Source organism: Paludibaculum fermentans (assembly GCF_015277775.1).
GTDB lineage: Bacteria > Acidobacteriota > Terriglobia > Bryobacterales > Bryobacteraceae > Paludibaculum > Paludibaculum fermentans.
In genome coordinates this window covers 7,221,459-7,236,853 of record NZ_CP063849.1, presented here as the reverse complement: position 1 = coordinate 7,236,853, position 15,395 = coordinate 7,221,459, and the positions used below count along the sequence as shown (strand labels likewise).

At 61.4% G+C, this 15,395-nt stretch carries 15 protein-coding genes and 1 pseudogene; 6 read left to right on the top strand and 10 right to left on the bottom strand.

Annotated features, from left to right (window positions below; translation table 11 throughout):
- Positions 1-7 precede the first annotated feature (7 nt).
- The 8 genes from IRI77_RS28695 to IRI77_RS28660 are packed head-to-tail and all read right to left on the bottom strand — an operon-like array spanning position 8 to position 8,027.
- The gene (locus IRI77_RS28695) at positions 8-370 is read right to left on the bottom strand and encodes a response regulator (protein WP_194448402.1); all 363 of its coding nucleotides are present in this window, start codon (positions 368-370) and stop codon (positions 8-10) included.
- Positions 367-666 (bottom strand): STAS domain-containing protein, encoded by a 300-nt coding sequence (locus IRI77_RS28690; protein WP_194448401.1) that lies wholly within the window; start codon positions 664-666, stop codon positions 367-369. Before IRI77_RS28690 ends, IRI77_RS28695 begins: the two co-directional genes overlap by 4 nt.
- Positions 667-718: 52 nt before the next feature.
- Positions 719-1,096, bottom strand: coding sequence for a response regulator (locus tag IRI77_RS28685; protein ID WP_194448400.1), 378 nt, complete (start codon positions 1,094-1,096; stop codon positions 719-721).
- Between the two features lie 4 nt (positions 1,097-1,100).
- Positions 1,101-1,934, bottom strand: coding sequence for a CheR family methyltransferase (locus IRI77_RS28680; protein ID WP_194448399.1), 834 nt, complete (start codon positions 1,932-1,934; stop codon positions 1,101-1,103).
- Complete coding sequence (locus tag IRI77_RS28675) at positions 1,915-2,994, bottom strand: HEAT repeat domain-containing protein (RefSeq protein ID WP_194448398.1); 1,080 nt, start codon at positions 2,992-2,994, stop codon at positions 1,915-1,917. The genes IRI77_RS28680 and IRI77_RS28675 overlap by 20 nt, the downstream gene beginning before the upstream one ends.
- On the bottom strand, positions 2,991-4,055 hold the full coding sequence (locus tag IRI77_RS28670) for a protein-glutamate methylesterase/protein-glutamine glutaminase (RefSeq protein WP_194448397.1): 1,065 nt from the start codon (positions 4,053-4,055) through the stop codon (positions 2,991-2,993). The genes IRI77_RS28675 and IRI77_RS28670 overlap by 4 nt, the downstream gene beginning before the upstream one ends.
- A 42-nt stretch (positions 4,056-4,097) precedes the next feature.
- Positions 4,098-5,981, bottom strand: coding sequence for a chemotaxis protein CheW (locus IRI77_RS28665; RefSeq protein ID WP_194448396.1), 1,884 nt, complete (start codon positions 5,979-5,981; stop codon positions 4,098-4,100).
- A 33-nt stretch (positions 5,982-6,014) separates the two neighbouring features.
- Positions 6,015-8,027, bottom strand: a complete 2,013-nt coding sequence (locus IRI77_RS28660; RefSeq protein WP_194448395.1) for a methyl-accepting chemotaxis protein — start codon at positions 8,025-8,027, stop codon at positions 6,015-6,017.
- Positions 8,028-9,287: 1,260 nt separating this feature from the next.
- Between IRI77_RS28660 and IRI77_RS28655 the strand changes: the two genes are divergently transcribed.
- The 6 genes and pseudogenes from IRI77_RS28655 to arfB all read left to right on the top strand — a co-directional run bounded on the left by IRI77_RS28655 (position 9,288) and on the right by arfB (position 13,776).
- Complete coding sequence (locus IRI77_RS28655) at positions 9,288-9,707, top strand: hypothetical protein (RefSeq protein WP_194448394.1); 420 nt, start codon at positions 9,288-9,290, stop codon at positions 9,705-9,707.
- A gap of 357 nt (positions 9,708-10,064) precedes the next feature.
- Positions 10,065-10,595 (top strand): ferritin-like domain-containing protein, encoded by a 531-nt coding sequence (locus tag IRI77_RS28650; protein ID WP_194448393.1) that lies wholly within the window; start codon positions 10,065-10,067, stop codon positions 10,593-10,595.
- Between the two features lie 33 nt (positions 10,596-10,628).
- Positions 10,629-11,330, top strand: a pseudogene (locus IRI77_RS28645) (manganese catalase family protein); the annotation flags it as partial.
- Positions 11,331-12,089: 759 nt separating this feature from the next.
- Complete coding sequence (locus IRI77_RS28640) at positions 12,090-12,473, top strand: BON domain-containing protein (protein ID WP_194448391.1); 384 nt, start codon at positions 12,090-12,092, stop codon at positions 12,471-12,473.
- A gap of 29 nt (positions 12,474-12,502) precedes the next feature.
- On the top strand, positions 12,503-13,042 hold the full coding sequence (locus tag IRI77_RS28635; RefSeq protein WP_194448390.1) for a general stress protein: 540 nt from the start codon (positions 12,503-12,505) through the stop codon (positions 13,040-13,042).
- 329 nt (positions 13,043-13,371) lie between these two features.
- Positions 13,372-13,776 (top strand): alternative ribosome rescue aminoacyl-tRNA hydrolase ArfB, encoded by a 405-nt coding sequence (gene arfB / locus IRI77_RS28630; RefSeq protein ID WP_194448389.1) that lies wholly within the window; start codon positions 13,372-13,374, stop codon positions 13,774-13,776.
- Positions 13,777-13,908: 132 nt separating this feature from the next.
- Here arfB and IRI77_RS28625 read toward each other — a convergent pair whose 3' ends face one another.
- Together IRI77_RS28625 and IRI77_RS28620 are read right to left on the bottom strand one after the other, a co-directional pair.
- Complete coding sequence (locus IRI77_RS28625; RefSeq protein ID WP_194448388.1) at positions 13,909-14,256, bottom strand: YdhR family protein; 348 nt, start codon at positions 14,254-14,256, stop codon at positions 13,909-13,911.
- Positions 14,257-14,320: 64 nt separating this feature from the next.
- Positions 14,321-15,379, bottom strand: coding sequence for a class I SAM-dependent methyltransferase (locus IRI77_RS28620; RefSeq protein WP_194448387.1), 1,059 nt, complete (start codon positions 15,377-15,379; stop codon positions 14,321-14,323).
- Between the last annotated feature and the right edge of the window lie 16 nt (positions 15,380-15,395).

Here is a 15,395-nt window from a genome sequence, read left to right as displayed (position 1 = left end):
CCAGGCCCTAGCGCAGGACCTTCTTTACCACCGCCAGAAGCTGGTCTGGCTGGAATGGTTTTACAATCCAGGCTGTTGCGCCTGCTGCCTTACCCTGCTGCTTCTTATCCGGGTGCGATTCAGTGGTCAGCAGGACGATGGGGACGAACTTGTAGGGCGTCATGGCTCGAAGCTGGCGTGTGAATTCGATTCCGTCCATCCTTGGCATATTGATGTCGGTCAGAACCAGGTCCACCGCCTGGCCATCGAGTTTAGCCAGCCCATCCACTCCGTCCACGGCCTCGACGACGTCATAGCCGTTGCTGCGTAGCACGAAGCTCACCATCTGCCGGAGGCTGGACGAATCATCTACCGTCAAGATCGTCTTCACAAGGATTCCCTCGTCCGGAAGAACTCCCGCCGCATGCCACAGCGATCCACGGCGCGGACGAAAGCATCGGATGGGTGGGCAAATGAAAGAGCCGGGGCCGTCTTTCGCAGTGAACACAGCAGTTGCAGGACGCAGGTGTCGATGTCCTCCAGGCTGCTGGTATCGACTTCGACGGAAGCGCCGTAGTCCGGGGACTCGCCGAGTTTGGCGGCGAGATCCTGCGCGTGCCGGATGGTAACCGTACCTTCGAGCTTAAGAAGCTGCCGGTTTTGCCGGCGAGAGAGAGAAAATGGCATCAAGTTCGAAACCTTCCCTGGCTGTATCTGTTTCCTCCGCCGCGTCCATGCCTCAGGCGGCGCGCAGTATCATGCGGATGTTCTCGACCATCACTTCCGGGGCGCAGGGTTTGACAATGTAGAGATTGGCCCCTGCTTCAAATCCCTTCAGTTTGTCTTTGCCATCACTTTCGGTGGACGCGATGATGATGGGCAGCGACCGGTATTTCCCGTTGGCGCGCACGCGCCGGATGAACTCGTAGCCATCCATGTTGGTCATGTTGATGTCGGTGATCACCAGATCGCAGGAATGCGTGTACAGTTGCTCCAGCCCATCACTACCGTCCACCGCCGTAACCACGCGGAACTCAGCCTGTTCCAGGATGTAGGAGTGATAGTTCCTGACGAATTCAGAGTCATCCACGATGAGGATCGTTTGCTTGGTATCCACAGAGCTATTCCTTCACATAGACCAGGTGGTTTTCGAACCGCTTCAGCGTAAAGGCGGTCGTCACTCGCCCCACGGATTCGGAGTGGCCCAGGAAGATGAATCCTCCCGGCCTCAAGGCGTTGTAGAAGTGATCAACTACTGCCTTGCGAGAGAGATCATCGAAGTAGATCAGGACGTTGCGGCAGAAGATGAAGTCAAACCCTCGCATGGCTCGCATCGCCATCCGGTCACTGAGATTCAGGTGCAGGGTTCGAACCAGGCCGGCGGTTCTTCGCCGCACCACGTACTCCCCGCCGTCCTCGGCAAGGTACTTCTCCCGGTACTGATCCGGGACCTCGTTCACGGAGCGCGGTCCGTAGCGCGCCGCCTCGACCCTCCTGAGCATGTTCTCATCAATGTCGGAGGCGACGATTTCACAATCCCAGGTCTGTGCCTGGGGAAACACTTCCTGGAGGATCATCGCCAGGGTGTACGGTTCTTCGCCCGAGGAGCAACCCGCGGACCAGATTCGCAGCGTCCTTTCGCCGCGCTCCTGCTTGGCCGATAGCACCTCGGGCAGGCAGTGATTGGCAAAGGCCTGCAACTGGTCATACTCCCGGAACATGTACGTCTCGTTGGTAGTAACAAGATTCGCCAGGGCCTGCATCTCGAGACCGTCCGGGTCGGCGTAACTCAGCATGAACAGGTAGTCTTTGGGGTCGTCGATGCCCAACGAGGCCATGCGCCTGGCTACCCGCGTTCTCAGGAAGTAGAACTTCCTGTCGTCGAAGTGCAGTCCGAGCTTCTGATAGATCTGCTGGCTGAGCTTCTGGAATTGCTCAACTGAGATATCTGGCATGATGCTCCTCGTTGCAGTTCAGCGCCTGCAGGACCTCGTCGTCGGATTCCTCAAGCGCATGCGCAGCAAGAATGAGTCCTACTTCGCGCCGGTTCGCCAGACGAAGAGACTCAACGGCCCCCAGCCGAACGAGACGCTCCGGGCTTGCCAGGCACTGGAGGAGGAAGGCATAAACTTCATCGCCGCCCGCCCAGTAGCCCATTGCTTTGGTCGCCTGGTAACGGCACAGCGGAGGACCCCCATCCTCCACCACCGCGCCCAGGATGGGCAGCAGATGGCGGCCCGCCTGCGGCGTGTGGCAGCGCGGGCACATGGCAAGGAGGGCTCCAAGAATTGCGGGGCGCAAGTTCCGGCCGCGCGCCTGCAGGAGTCCCACTACCTCATCAAACTCAGCTTGAGCCCCATGGGCGGCCATAGCCTTCAAATACGCCGGCACAAAGAGATCCGGCAGCGTCGTCAGATCCGGAAACCGGCGCCGGATTGCGGCCAACGATTCCGGCTGGCCGATGCTGACCAGCGCCTCTACGCAAGCGACCAGCAGCATGGGATGCGAGGCCGCGTGGAGCAGGTCCTCGATGGGGCCGCGGAACTCCTGGGCGCGAATCCGTCCAAGATTCTCCACCGCGGTGATCACGACGTTCGGATCCTCATCGGAGAGCCCGGCGGCATAGATCTCCCGGGCGCCCCTGACCTGAGTTCCGCTCATGGCATCAAGAACGAGTTTCCGGATGTCCTTGCCGCCCTCCCGCATGGCCGCGGACAGGAACGGAATCGCCTTCGGGCCTTTGCGGCGCAGCACATCCACGGCCTGATTCCGGAGTTGGGGATCTTCGCTTTCGAGCAACCCAAGACAGCCTTGTATGGCCGTGTCTCCATCGATTCGAAGCAGGGCCTGGAAAACGGAAGCCCGTACCGTCCGCGAGGGCTCCCGGCAGAGGTGATCCAGGAGCACGGCCGCGCCGCCGGAGGTGTTCAGATAGCCGATATCCTCCACCGCATCAATTCGTTCTGCTTCACAGGAGCTGCCCAACTTCGCGATGTGTTCCCTGAGAGTGCTCATTCCGTTGTTCTCCGAACCGCCTTTAGAATTTCCTCCGCCACCTGGTGGCTGGGAGCAACCACGCATGCTCCACCGCGTTCGACGGCTTCGCGAGGCATTCCGTAGACCACGGCGGTCTGTTCGCTCTCGGCGATGGTGTGGCCTCCAGCCTGGCGGATGGCCACCATCTGGTCCGCGCCGTCATCGCCGATGCCGGTCATCAGGACGCCGATCGTGCCGGAGCCATAAATGTTCAGAATCGACGCCATCATGACGCCCACCGATGGCATGAACAGCGTGGTGGGCGTGGTGGGCGTGCGGATGACCACCTCACCGGTCATTTTGCGATGCAGACACAGATGCATTCCGCCCGGCGCCACATAGCAGATGCCGGGCTCGACAGGCATCCCCGAACGCGCTTCCACCACCTTGAGTGCGCAGTGGTCGTCCAGCCGCTTCGCAAACGAGGCAATGAAGGAGGGCGGCATGTGTTGAACGAGGAAGATGCTGGCGGGCACATCCGCCGGGATCTGTGGCAGCACCTCCTGCAGAGTCGCCGGCCCGCCGGTGGAGATTCCGATCGCAACCGCTCTCGTTTGTGGAGTGCCCGCAAATGCCTCGTGGAGTGGCGGCCTGGACGGAAGCCGGCGTTCACGGCTGCGCGGAGGACGGTTCACGATGCCTCGGGACGCCGCGGCCCTGAGCTTCGATAGCAGTTCGTCCGCCACGAGGCCCATGTTGGAGGAGACCGTGCCATCCGGCTTGGCGATGAAATCGAACGCCCCCAACTCCAGGCACTCGAAGGTTGTCGCAGTTCCGAGTTGAGTGAGGGATGAAACCATGACGACCGGGCAGATCTTCTCCTGGAGGATCATCTGGAGAGCAGTGATCCCATCGAGCTTCGGCATATTGATGTCCATCGAGACGACATCGGGCCGCAACTGCCGGGCCTTGGAGATTGCATCCTCGCCGTCCCGGGCGAGCCCCACCAGTTCAAGATCAGTTGAAGCGGCGATGATCCGTTTGAAGGTCTGCCGCATCAGGGCAGAATCATCCGCCACCAACACTCGGGTTTTTCTCATTGGAATGCTACCGGGCCGGGCAAGCCGGCCCTTTCTTCCGGCCTAGTTGGCAGTCTCGGAGAGCTGCGCCTGCTCCTGCCGGGAGAGAATCCGCTCCACGTCAAGCACCACGATCATTCGCTTGCCGGCATCGACCTTGCCGATTCCAGAGATGAACTGCTGATCGATTCCGGAACCGATCGAATCGGGCGGGAGAGCGATGTCCTTCCTGGCAAGATTCAGGACTTCGCGCACGGAGTCGACCACCAGCCCCGTCTTCACGCCGCCAAGATCGACGATGATGATCCTCGTACGGTCGTCGGCCGGTCGCACCTCGAGATCGAAGCGCTTCCGTGTGTCCAGCACGGGGATGACTTCTCCGCGCAGGTTCGTGATCCCCTCGATGAACTCGGCAGCCTTTGGTACTTTGGTGATCCTGGAAAGACGGTCTATCTCCTGGATCTGCGAAATAGGAATGCCATATTCTTCAGGGCCGAGCATGAAGGTCACCAGCTGAACTTCACTCAAGTCCTGTGAGCCCGCGCCGGTGCTACAGACCTCCCCGGCCAGCGCCGCTTCATCCGCATGGAGGGAAGAATCCTGGACGGCGCGTAGTGTTTGGTCTTTCATGAGATTGCCGACGTCCAACATCATGATCAGCCGGGAGCCTTCATCCAGCCGGGCGACACCGGACAGTTCCATGCCGCCGCTCGACTTAACGCGAGGCGGCGGCTCCATCAGGTTCTTTGGAACGTTGAGCACCTCATGAACGTGATCCACCACCAGACCCAAGGCGAGTCCTTCGGCATCCACAACAATGATGCGCTGGTCTTCCTGGATGTTCTGGGCCACCTGCTGTTCAAACTGGCGCAGGGCAGCCAGCGTCTCACGGCCTGCCGAGAGCGCCTCGCCGGCGCAGGCGGCCGCGGCGTCGCGATCACCGCACTCTTCGTGCCTGGCCCGCATCTGGAGTTGCTTGATCACTTTCTCGTTCAGCCCACGGGCCTGAGCCAGGGACTCCATCAGGAGTTGGCTGGAACTGTTTGTCTCAGATTGCCACTTCCGGAACTGCTCGGTGACGGAAGCTTCCAGCTTTGATTGCGTCCCGCCTGCGAAGAGTTTCGATGCCCGATCAATCCAGCACTCATAGTCCTCCCGCAATTGCCGGCAGCTATCCGCGAACTCATCCGCCAGCGGACGCTGGTGAAGCAGCCTGCGCAGATCGATGACCGGGAGAATCTGACCTCGAACCGTCAGCACGCCCAACACGTAGCCGGGCACGTCCGGAACCTGCTTTGGCGTCTGCACGCGCAGGATCTCCCGGACATGCTCCATATGAAAGGCGAATTCCTCCTTTGCGAGCCGGAAGGTGACCACCTTCTGAACTTTGGCGTCGGCGCCTGTCAGGGGACCCGTCGATCCCGCGCCGGCGAGCTTTTCGCGTGCAGCGAGCTTGTTCGACGAAGCCGTCGTTGCCGTCACGCCGATTTCGCAGACATGAGCCGCGTTGAGGGCCATGACGATGCGCTGTCCCTTGTCCAGTTTCACTACGCCCTCGAGATAGTCCGCAGTGGTACCTCGGATCGCCGCGGGGGGCGGTTCCATTTCGCTGCGCAATACGCTGGTGACCTGTTTGACGCGGTCCACCTGTAAACCGGTCTTGACTCCATTGATATCGACGACCAGAACCCTGGTGCGATCGGTCTGCGGAGCCCGCTCCATTCCAAAGCGGGTGCGCATATCAATGACTGGCAGGACGACGCCGCGCAGATTGGCGATGCCGTCCACATAGGGAGGTGTACGGGGGACTTTCGCCAGCTTGGGAGGACGGATGATTTCCTGGACCGACATGATGTCGAAGCCAAACTCTTCATCGTTCAGCAGAAAGGTGACCAGTTGGCTTTCGTCCTTCAGGCCGCCGGAGGCTGGTAGAGTGTCGTTTTGCATTTCGGATCTCCTTCGACAAGAACTCGCTACCGATTACCCGTTCTGCAGTTCATCGGCCTGGGAAGCGATATCCTCAATGGCCTGAGCGATCTCCTGCGCGGCCTTCAGTCCCTGCTCCGAGGCGCCCGCCGCTTCAGTGGAGGCGCGGCCTGTTTCCTCAGCGGCGGCCGCGATTTGCTGGCTTGCTTTGCCCGCCTGTTCCAGCCCGGCGGCAGCCTCCACGGAGGCTCTCGCGATCTCGCGGATGGCCGTCACGACGATGTTGGATTCCGTTGCGATGCGATCCAGATTCGCCGTAGAAACCTTCGCGCGTTCCACTTCGGCCCGGCCCCGGCTTCCGGCCAGTTCGATATCCCCCGCGACCTTTGTGATCTGAGTCTGTACGTTCTTGACCAGATCCTTGATGCGATCGGCGTTTTCGCTGCTTTCGTTGGCGAGCGACCGGATGTCTCCAGCCACCACCGAAAAGCCCCGGCCATATTCTCCGGCGCGCGCCGCTTCGACGTTTCCATTCACGGCAAGCATCTTGGTCTGGACCGTCACCATCACAATCGCGTCGACGATCTTGTCGATGCGACGGGTGCGTTCCTCCAGTTCCAGGATGTTTCTGGCGGAATCGACGGCGGCCACGGCGCTCTTGCCCACATTGACGATCAGCGCATCCACGTTGACCTTGTTGGTGGCGAGAAGTTTTTGGGTCGCCAGGGCTCTTTCCACGCTCGATTCCGCACGGTCGCTCATGCCTTTGGCGGCATGCCGCATTTGAGCGCCCAAGGTGTTGGAGGCTTCCGCAGCCTTGGCCTGGGCACCAGCGGCCTTGCTGATCTGCTCGATGGCGATGGCAATCTGTTGAGACGACGCTTTTAGCTCTTCGGCATTGGTGGAGAGTTCCTCGGCTGTCGCGGCCAGTTCCTCGGCCGACTTCTGCGCATTGGTCGACGTCTTGAGCAATTCCGCCATCTCGGCCAGCGAGCGCGCAGCGTCGCTCATTTCGGAATACGCCTTGGACTGCTCCTGAGTCGATTTCTGCGCTTCCTGGCAGGCAGAGGTCGCTTCCTCGGCGGCGGCGGCGATCTCCTCGGCTCCCTTCAGATAGGTCTTGGCGCCGGAGAGGGCCTCCGCGGCGTTCTTCTGAATCTCCGCGCAATTTGCCTGAATCTCCTCGAAGTCCGTGGCGATTGCCAGCAGAGCCTGGGTGATGACCTTGGCCTTGTCCACCTCTTCGCGGCCCTTCCTGCCGGCCGCTTCCGTGTCCCCGGCTACCACTTTCACCTGGTTCTGAATCTCGTTGACAACTTCCTGGATGCCGCGGGCGCTCTTCTCGCTGATCTCGGCAAGATTTCGCACTTCATCGGCGACTACGGCAAATCCCTTGCCGTGTTCGCCAGCGCGGGCCGCTTCGATGGCTGCGTTCAGGGCAAGCAGGTTGGTCTGATCGGCAATCCGGGTTACGGCATGGACAATTTTGCCGATCTCTTCGGACTGCCGTTCGAGTTCGCCGATCATTTTGGCGGAATCGATATTGGCGTCAGCGGCTTCGCCGACTCCCTTGATGAGCGCTTCGAGGTCCGTCGTCGTGGACCTGACGAGCCCCTGTAAATCGTTTACCCGGCGCAGGGATTCTTCGGCGCGGCCGTTCGCACCGTCCGACGCCTTCTCAATCTGGTTGATCGCGGCGCGTGACTCCTCGGCGGCAGCCGACGCCTGATCTGCGCCGGCCGCGATGGTGTGCATCGTTTTTTCCAACTCTTCCACCGCGCCGGTGGCCTCGGTGATGGCGCTGGCTACCTGGTCTGTGGCGGTGGACAGTTTCTCCGCCACGGCCTGTGCGCGGGCAACGGTCCTGGCGCGCGCCTTTTCCTCCGCCAGTTTCCTGGCGCTGAGGCGGCTCTGGGAGAGGTCATCGGCCTGATCGCGTGACTCCGGGAGCTTCCTCGCCTCGATTGGCGTGGTGGAACCCTTTTGCGGCCCAAGACGATTCAGGGCCAAACGGTTCCGCGAGCTGGTCGTGCCATTTGTGGGTGTATCTGAGTACTGCTTGATCATTGCTATCTCCTAGGGCCGGTCCGGCCGGACAGGCAGCCAAAACTGAACTGGTAGCGTAGTCGACACTCGCAGAACACTCTGCATACCCCAACGGCTGTACTCCCGGGGGCAGGATATCTCCATCCTCCATGCCACGCTCCACGGCCGGAGCACGGCGAGTGTACGGATCGCTTCTACGCATTCCTCATTGGTTTGGGCGCCCATTGCCTTGCCTCAAAATGGAGTCCTGGATGAAATGAAGGAGGCCGGCGCCCTGATGGCGGCGCAGGGCTTGGGAAAACTCGCCGCTCGCGGTTGCCGAAAAAGGGGCGGCGAGTCAAGGACCGGCCGTTCGTGCTGTGTGCCGGGGGAAGGGGCGCATGAACGCGGCGCCAGTGATAGCTCATCCGTTTGGGGGTATTCCGCGAGCATCCTTGCGGCTTAGGGCTTAAGCGTTTCCTGTGAGTCCAGCCCGTGGCGGCTTCGGTGTTCCCAGTGCGGCACGGCCGGAAGCGGGGCCGGCTCCCGAATGCCTGACGCGCAGGCCAGCCGGAGCCGGCCCAGGGATTCTTGACTATAGGTGGTTAGTAGGCGACAGGGCGTCACTGCGGCGCCAGCACGATTTATCGGGCTATATGTCCATTCGATTCCAGGCTGTTCCCTGTCCGGCAGGTAACAATTACTGCCGAACCATGGCGCCGGTGTAAGGCACTGAGCGTTTCCTTTCCTGGAGGATCGTGATGCAACCACTGCACAGCCTCGATGGGACAAGGGCAAACAACGACCGAAACTGACGACAGGAGGACACTATTCGCACGAAAAGAAGGCGATTTACCTTTTCCTCGCTGGAATCAATACCCATCAGGAGGAGCGTTGTGGTGTGACCGGCAGCCTGTGGCGGAAGCGGCGCAGCGGCGTTCGCACCGCGGCCGCCACCAGAATGGCTGCTCACGGGCGACTCCAAAGGGGTTCCGAAGAGAGTCGCCTGTTTTTGGGCGGAAGGCCGGCGCCGGAGCGAACCCAAAGGGCGACAAGGGGTTACGGCCCATGGCAGTGTCGAGCCGGCCTCCGTGTGGCCGGCACTGGGTCGGCCGGCTCTTCGCGACCTGGGCTCGCAAGCCCGTGCCGCGCGGCGAGCGGGACTTCCACCACAGACTGCTAGCAGAATCACCCAGGGGCAAAGCCATTTGAACTCTCCCGCCTCTGATCGTGCCAACCTTCCGCGGCCGGCCGGCTCTCGCTTGGCCACCTGCGTGCTTTGTATTTGCTGAGGAACGATGTATGAAAAATCAATATCCAGAAGCATCCGATAACAAACTGGTGGACGAAGCTGCCGCCATTGGAGCCAAGCTGGCTGAACGTACAACGCAGTTGAAGGGCAGCGCATCAGAGCTCGGCCGGAGGGCTATTGATGCCATCGACCAGAACCTGGGGTCGGCGGCCAACGGGCTGGACAAGGCCGCGGCCACCCTTCATGAAAAGGCCGAGAACTTACCTGGCGTTGACACGATCAGCGGGCTGACACACTCAGCGGCGGATAAGCTCAGCGCCACTGCAGGATATGTACGGGAGCACGACACCGAACGAATGATGACCGGCGTCAAGCGGCTGGTCAGAAACAATCCAGGCCCTTCCCTTCTTGCCGTTGGAGTCATCGGTTTCCTGGTGGGCAGAGCCTTCCGGAGCAGCAACAGCGAGTAAGGACGCTACCGACACGGGCTGGTCTGCGATGGGAGCCGTCCGTTCATTCGCGGACGATTTACCTGGCGTACTTCGGAACACGCAGGAGACGGTGTGACCGGAGGTGCGTCTCGTGAACAGCCCGAAGCAGAACCCGCGCGGCCCGCATCGCACCGGAGGCCAGCCGCAGGCAGGGAGCAGGCCCAGAGGCCCGGGTCAGCTCCAGGAACGCGCTGGCGGGAGTGTCCGCAACGCGCCTTCCGGGTTGCCTGGTGGAAGTCTTTCCTGACGTCCGCGAAGTGCCCGACCTTGCCCAGGAGGGCGCAGTTGCGCAGGGCAGCCGCAGATTTAGAAAGCTTGGACAGGGAATCAAAGCACATGAACCAACTGAAAGACCTGCTCGTTGACGAATTACGCGACCTTCTTCATGCGGAGGGCCAGTTGTTGACAGCCCTGCCGAAGATGGCTAAGGCCGCGCATCATCCAAAGCTCAAGGAGACCTTCCTGAATCACCTCCACCAGACGGAGGGTCAGGTGGAACGGCTAAAAGCCGCGTTCGACCTGCTGGGCGAGAAGCCGGAGCCGAAGCCCTGCAAGGCAATGATGGGGCTGGTGACAGAGGGCGCCGAAACCATCAAAGAGGGCGAGGAGAGGCCGATGATTGCCGCCGACCTCGGGTTGATCGCCGCCGCGCAGAGAGTGGAACACTACGAGATCTCAGGATATGGGACGGCCCGCAGCCTAGCCCGGCAGATCGGCGAAACGCAAGTCGCCAGGCTGCTCACGCAAACGTTGGGTGAAGAGGAGAGCGCCGATTTCCTACTGACGGAACTGAGCAAGCCACTGATGCAGGAAGCCAGCTCCGCAATGAGCAAGACGCAGAGAAAGTCCGCCAAAGCGGGAAAGTAGACGGCTTGCATCGCATTCAGGCCAAAAACCCATATGTATCACCATGTCAAGCAGTTGATGTATACGGTTCACATCGGCACACCGGATCCTCGCTTTGGGAACATGCTTCTCGAGCAGTTTGGCGGGGCCAATGGCGAACTGGCGGCGGCGATGCAGTATTCGATTCAAGGGTTGAATTGCGACGATCCTGAACGCAAGGACATGCTGATGGATATCGGCACCGAAGAACTGAGCCATCTGGAGATTGTGGGCTCACTGGCGCGCATGCACTTGCGGCCGCTGAAGAACAGCCGTTCGGCGGCGGAAGCCGATCCGCTGATCGCCATCGCGGGCGGCGGCGGCGTGGCGTTGCAGAACTCGATGGGTGACGCCTGGACCGCCGACTACCTCAAGATCACAGGGGAACTGGACGTCGACCTGCGAAGCAATATTGCAGCGGAGGCGCGAGCCAAGATTGTCTACGAGCGGCTGATCCACTTCTGCGATGACGCAGGCACGATCGACGCGCTGCAGTTCCTGATGACCCGGGAAATAACGCATTTGAAGGCGTTCACCGCGGCCCTGGAAAGCCTAGGGAAGGATCGCTTCTCAATCGGGAGCCTCCCCCCGACGGCCGGCCTCGTCAACCAATACTTCGACTCCTCTACGGGAACCGGCGACCGGGGCGAGCCGAACGCGCGCGGCCCATGGAACCAGGGCGGAGATTGGGAACTGATTCCGGCTCAGGCTTTGCAGGAGCTGTCCGTTGAGAAGGAAGGGACACGGAGCGCCGGCAACGGCTCCACCGGACATAGTAAGCGTTCGTCGCCAGCCGCGGCGGGTGCCCGATAGGCGCCCGGCCGTGGGGTACAGGCGGCTGCCCATAGCACTCGCCTCAAGAATTGCCAGCATGGCCGATGGCGGCTTGGAATTGCGGTTGTGATTCCCGAGGTAAGCGACAGGCATCGGCCAGTTGCCGGCCGGGCTTCGCCCCTGTGGATTGGGCCTACCTGCACCAATCCATCCGAGCAGACGGCTGAGCCGTGTTGCCACAGAGAACGATTGTCCGGCTGCCGCGTTTGCCGCGGGGGCGAGGCTCATATTTCCACAGGCCGAAGACAACAGAAAGGAACACGTCATGAAGTATTTAGCAGCTTGGGCATTGGGAGTTCCCGGGGTCCTGATCATTATCTGGATTCTGATGAGGTAGAGTTTTCTGCTGCTTATTCTTTCATTGCTTGCATTGGATCAAGTGATGCACAAGGGCCCCTGCCGCGGCGCGGTGGGCCGGTTTTACCCGCGAAGAGCCTGGCCCAGGCAGGCATGACGGCGCACAGCCCAAGATCCCCAGGCGAGCTGGAAGCAAAGCGAGCTTAGAGATCGAAGGAAATGAAGCGACCGACTGACCCTGCCGCGGAGCACCCTGGGGCAGTTATCCAGAAGTTTGGCCCACAAATCACCAAGAAAGGAATACGGCTTCAGAATGCGCGATGTATTCCGGGCCGTGATCATTCCATGAGATACAAAACGGCAGTTGTCACTGTATTCTTCTGTGCCGCAGCCGCCATCGGCTACGGACAGACGCCTTCCACCACCGCTCCGAAGGCGGATAACACGAAGGTGAACAAGCGTGACCGGAACGCCGGTCAGGCCACCGCCGACCAGCAGAAGACGAATGAGGGGGACCAGGCGCTCACTCAGAAGATCCGGCAAGCCGTCATGGCGGACAAGACACTTTCCACCTATGCCCACAACGTCAAGATCATCAGCCAGAACGGCGTTGTGACCTTGAAGGGACCGGTCAAGACGGAAGCCGAGAAGAAGTCGATCGTGGCAAAGGCTGTGGAAGCCACCGGCGATGCGAGCAAAGTGACCGATCAGATTTCGATCAAGCACTAGGCCCGAGTTCATACAAAAAGGAACAACACATGGAAAGCAAGAACACAGCAGTCTTCGGCATTTACAAGAACAGCACTTACGCGGAGAGCGCGGTCGATCACCTCATCGCGTCGGGATTCTCCAACAACGACATCTCGGTGCTGCTGCCGGACGCGCAGAGCTCGAAAGATTTCGCGCACGAGAAGAGCACCAAGGCGCCTGAGGGCACAACGACGGGCGTTGCAACGGGAGGAGTGCTGGGCGGCACGCTCGGTCTGCTGGCCGGCATCGGAGCACTGGCCATCCCGGGCATTGGTCCGTTCATCGCGGCCGGACCGATCATGGGGGCGCTGGCTGGCCTCGGTGTCGGCGGCGCTGTCGGCGGATTGATCGGAGCGCTGGTGGGCATGGGCATCCCGGAGTATGAGGCCAAGCGGTATGAAGGCCGAGTCAAGGACGGGGGCGTATTGCTCTCGGTTCACTGTGATACGTCGGCGGAGATCTCGAAGGCGAAGGATGTGTTGAAACAATCGGGCGCCGAAGATATCTCCTCCACCGGCGAAGCAGCTGCCCAGGCGCAGAGCGCGTAACCCGACGGGATCAGGAGGAAGGTCCAGCCGACATTTGCCCCTCGGAAGGCGAACAGGCTGTGTACTGATGCCTCATACCATTAACGAGTAGCGAGGCTCCTCCTGCACCTCGGCCCAGACCAGATCCCCCTGGTTTGGGCCGAGGTGGTTTTGTCAGGGGAGGGCGGTGCTTGCGCGAGGATCCCGTCGCGCGGAAGAGGGCATCCATGGACGACCTGGCTCGAGGCGCGCCGGCCTTCGATTGGCCTGCACGACTGCGTGCCCAAGCCGTTCGCCACTAGTCCCTTCGCGTGCTGCCGCGCCGTTACGGGCTATTCTAGAAATAGATTTTGCCCATATTCATTCCAGATTCTGAAATCACCATGACCTTTGTTCGCGCTTCCGGTCCCGGCGGCCAGAACGTCAACAAGGTTTCCACCGCGGTGGAACTGCGCTTCGATACCAACCAATCCCGCTCGCTGCCCCCGGATGTACGCCAGCGCCTGCTGGCGTTAGCCGGCCATCGCGCCACGCAGGAGGGCGTGGTGATCATCATGTCCCGCGTGCACCGGACGCAGGAGGCGAATCGAGCCGAAGCCAGGGCGCGACTGGACGAGCTGATCGCCCGCGCGGAAGTTGTGCCGAAAACGCGCCGTCCGAGCCGTCCCACGCTCGGCTCGAAGCTCCGGCGGCTCACGGCAAAATCGCAACGCTCCTCCGCTAAGAAACTGCGCGGCCCGGCTAGCGAAGACTGAACCGGCTCTTCCGTTCCGGGCTTGCGCCGGGGAGAATGGCGGAGAAGGACGGGTGGATGAGGGGTTCCGGGCTGCTCACAGACTACGAATCATCTCCGGCGTGCTCGACGCCGGCCTGGACGGAGTGAGGAGTCACCCTCTTCCGCCGGGGAGTCCAGATGTGCCTGACGCGCGCTCCGCATCAAAAGGCCCGCGGGTCAAGGCCGTAGGCTCCGGCATGACTTCGAACCGCTTCATCGAGAGGTTTCGTATGCCCGTGAGCGCTTTCAGTTGTGCTACCAAGGGACCATCCAGGTATGCATCCAGGGACGCCTGGCTGTCGAAGAGATAGATGCCGCCGGCCTCCCTTGCGGCCGGATTCAGAAGCCAGATCTTCCACCTGAGTCCAGGGACATCGAGGAAGGCCTGGGCGCCAGAATCAACCAGATTCCGGTATTTCGCAACTGGCGCATCGAGGGTGAAGTTGATCTGCAGAATCATGTGAAGCGCGTCTCCCATTCGGAGGCCAGCGGCATGGAGTGCATGCCGCCGGCGAAGGGGTGTTTCAAATCCGGGCCTCAAAGACCAGGTTGAAGGGTGTTTGGGCGGCCCGGCGGAACAAGCTGAACCCCGATTGGGTCACGAGGGCCCGCAGGCGTGCCTCGCCAGCCTGCGCTCCCAGCGCAAGTCCGACTTCCTGTGACAGGGAGCACGGTGTACAAAGCAGTGTCGAAGCCGAGAAGTACGCGCGGCCAACCGGATTGAAGTTCGCCTCCAACCGATCATCCGCAAAGGGTTCAACGATCATCCAGGCTCCGTCCGGCTTCAGGGTGGAGCGGACATGCGCGGCGGCGCCGGCCGGGTCGCCCAGATCGTGGAGAGCATCGAAGATCGTCACCAGATCGTAGCCGGTCCCCGGAAAGTCCTGGGCGTGGGCGACAGCGAACTGGACCCTGTCTGAGAGACCCTGGGCCGCGGCCCGCTCTCGCGCCGCCTCAATAGAAGCGGCGTGCGCATCGAACCCAAAGAACCGCGAGTTCGGGAAGGCCTGCGCCAGCAGGAGGGTGGAAGCCCCGTGGCCACAGCCAACGTCGGCCACGCAGCCCCCCTTCGTCAGGGACTCCTGAACTCCGGCGATAGCGGGGATCCAGTTCGAGACCAGGTTGGCCACATAGCCGGAGCGAAAGAAGCGCTCGGTGCCATGAAAGACCTGGTGGTCGTGCTGATGCCAGGGTAGTCCCTCGCCGGTTCGAAACGCCTGTTCCAGAGCCGGACGGATGGCCCCCGCGCCCGTCGCCACCTGGAAGGCGCCCACGATGAACGCGGGTCCGCCTTCCTCGGCGAACAGCATGGACTGCTCCGGTGAGAGCGAGTAGGTTCCTGTTTCGGCGTGATAATCGACATAGCCTGCCGCGGCGTGCGCATTGAGCCACTCGCGCACATAGCGTTCGGCTGTGCCGGTGCGACCCGCGAGATCGGCCGATGTGGCCGGGTGGCCACCCCGCATGGCGCGGTACAGGCCGAGACTGTCCCCGATGAGGATCAGCGGGGCTAAAAACACGGCTCCGAAGTCCGACACAGCTTTGCCCAGGAGGGCATGCAGTTTTTGTTCGTTGATATTCATGGCTTGGCCTCTTTTG

Excerpts from the sequence above, each read along its gene's own strand:
- IRI77_RS28690 (WP_194448401.1), bottom strand. The coding sequence starts at position 666 with ATGCCATTTTCTCTCTCTCGCCGGCAAAACCGGCAGCTTCTTAAGCTC.
- IRI77_RS28680 (WP_194448399.1), bottom strand. The coding sequence starts at position 1,934 with ATGCCAGATATCTCAGTTGAGCAATTCCAGAAGCTCAGCCAGCAGATC.
- IRI77_RS28675 (WP_194448398.1), bottom strand. The coding sequence starts at position 2,994 with ATGAGCACTCTCAGGGAACACATCGCGAAGTTGGGCAGCTCCTGTGAA.
- IRI77_RS28670 (WP_194448397.1), bottom strand. The coding sequence starts at position 4,055 with ATGAGAAAAACCCGAGTGTTGGTGGCGGATGATTCTGCCCTGATGCGG.
- IRI77_RS28665 (WP_194448396.1), bottom strand. The coding sequence starts at position 5,981 with ATGCAAAACGACACTCTACCAGCCTCCGGCGGCCTGAAGGACGAAAGC.
- IRI77_RS28660 (WP_194448395.1), bottom strand. The coding sequence starts at position 8,027 with ATGATCAAGCAGTACTCAGATACACCCACAAATGGCACGACCAGCTCG.
- IRI77_RS28655 (WP_194448394.1), top strand. The coding sequence starts at position 9,288 with ATGAAAAATCAATATCCAGAAGCATCCGATAACAAACTGGTGGACGAA.
- IRI77_RS28650 (WP_194448393.1), top strand. The coding sequence starts at position 10,065 with ATGAACCAACTGAAAGACCTGCTCGTTGACGAATTACGCGACCTTCTT.
- IRI77_RS28640 (WP_194448391.1), top strand. The coding sequence starts at position 12,090 with ATGAGATACAAAACGGCAGTTGTCACTGTATTCTTCTGTGCCGCAGCC.
- IRI77_RS28635 (WP_194448390.1), top strand. The coding sequence starts at position 12,503 with ATGGAAAGCAAGAACACAGCAGTCTTCGGCATTTACAAGAACAGCACT.
- IRI77_RS28625 (WP_194448388.1), bottom strand. The coding sequence starts at position 14,256 with ATGATTCTGCAGATCAACTTCACCCTCGATGCGCCAGTTGCGAAATAC.
- IRI77_RS28620 (WP_194448387.1), bottom strand. The coding sequence starts at position 15,379 with ATGAATATCAACGAACAAAAACTGCATGCCCTCCTGGGCAAAGCTGTG.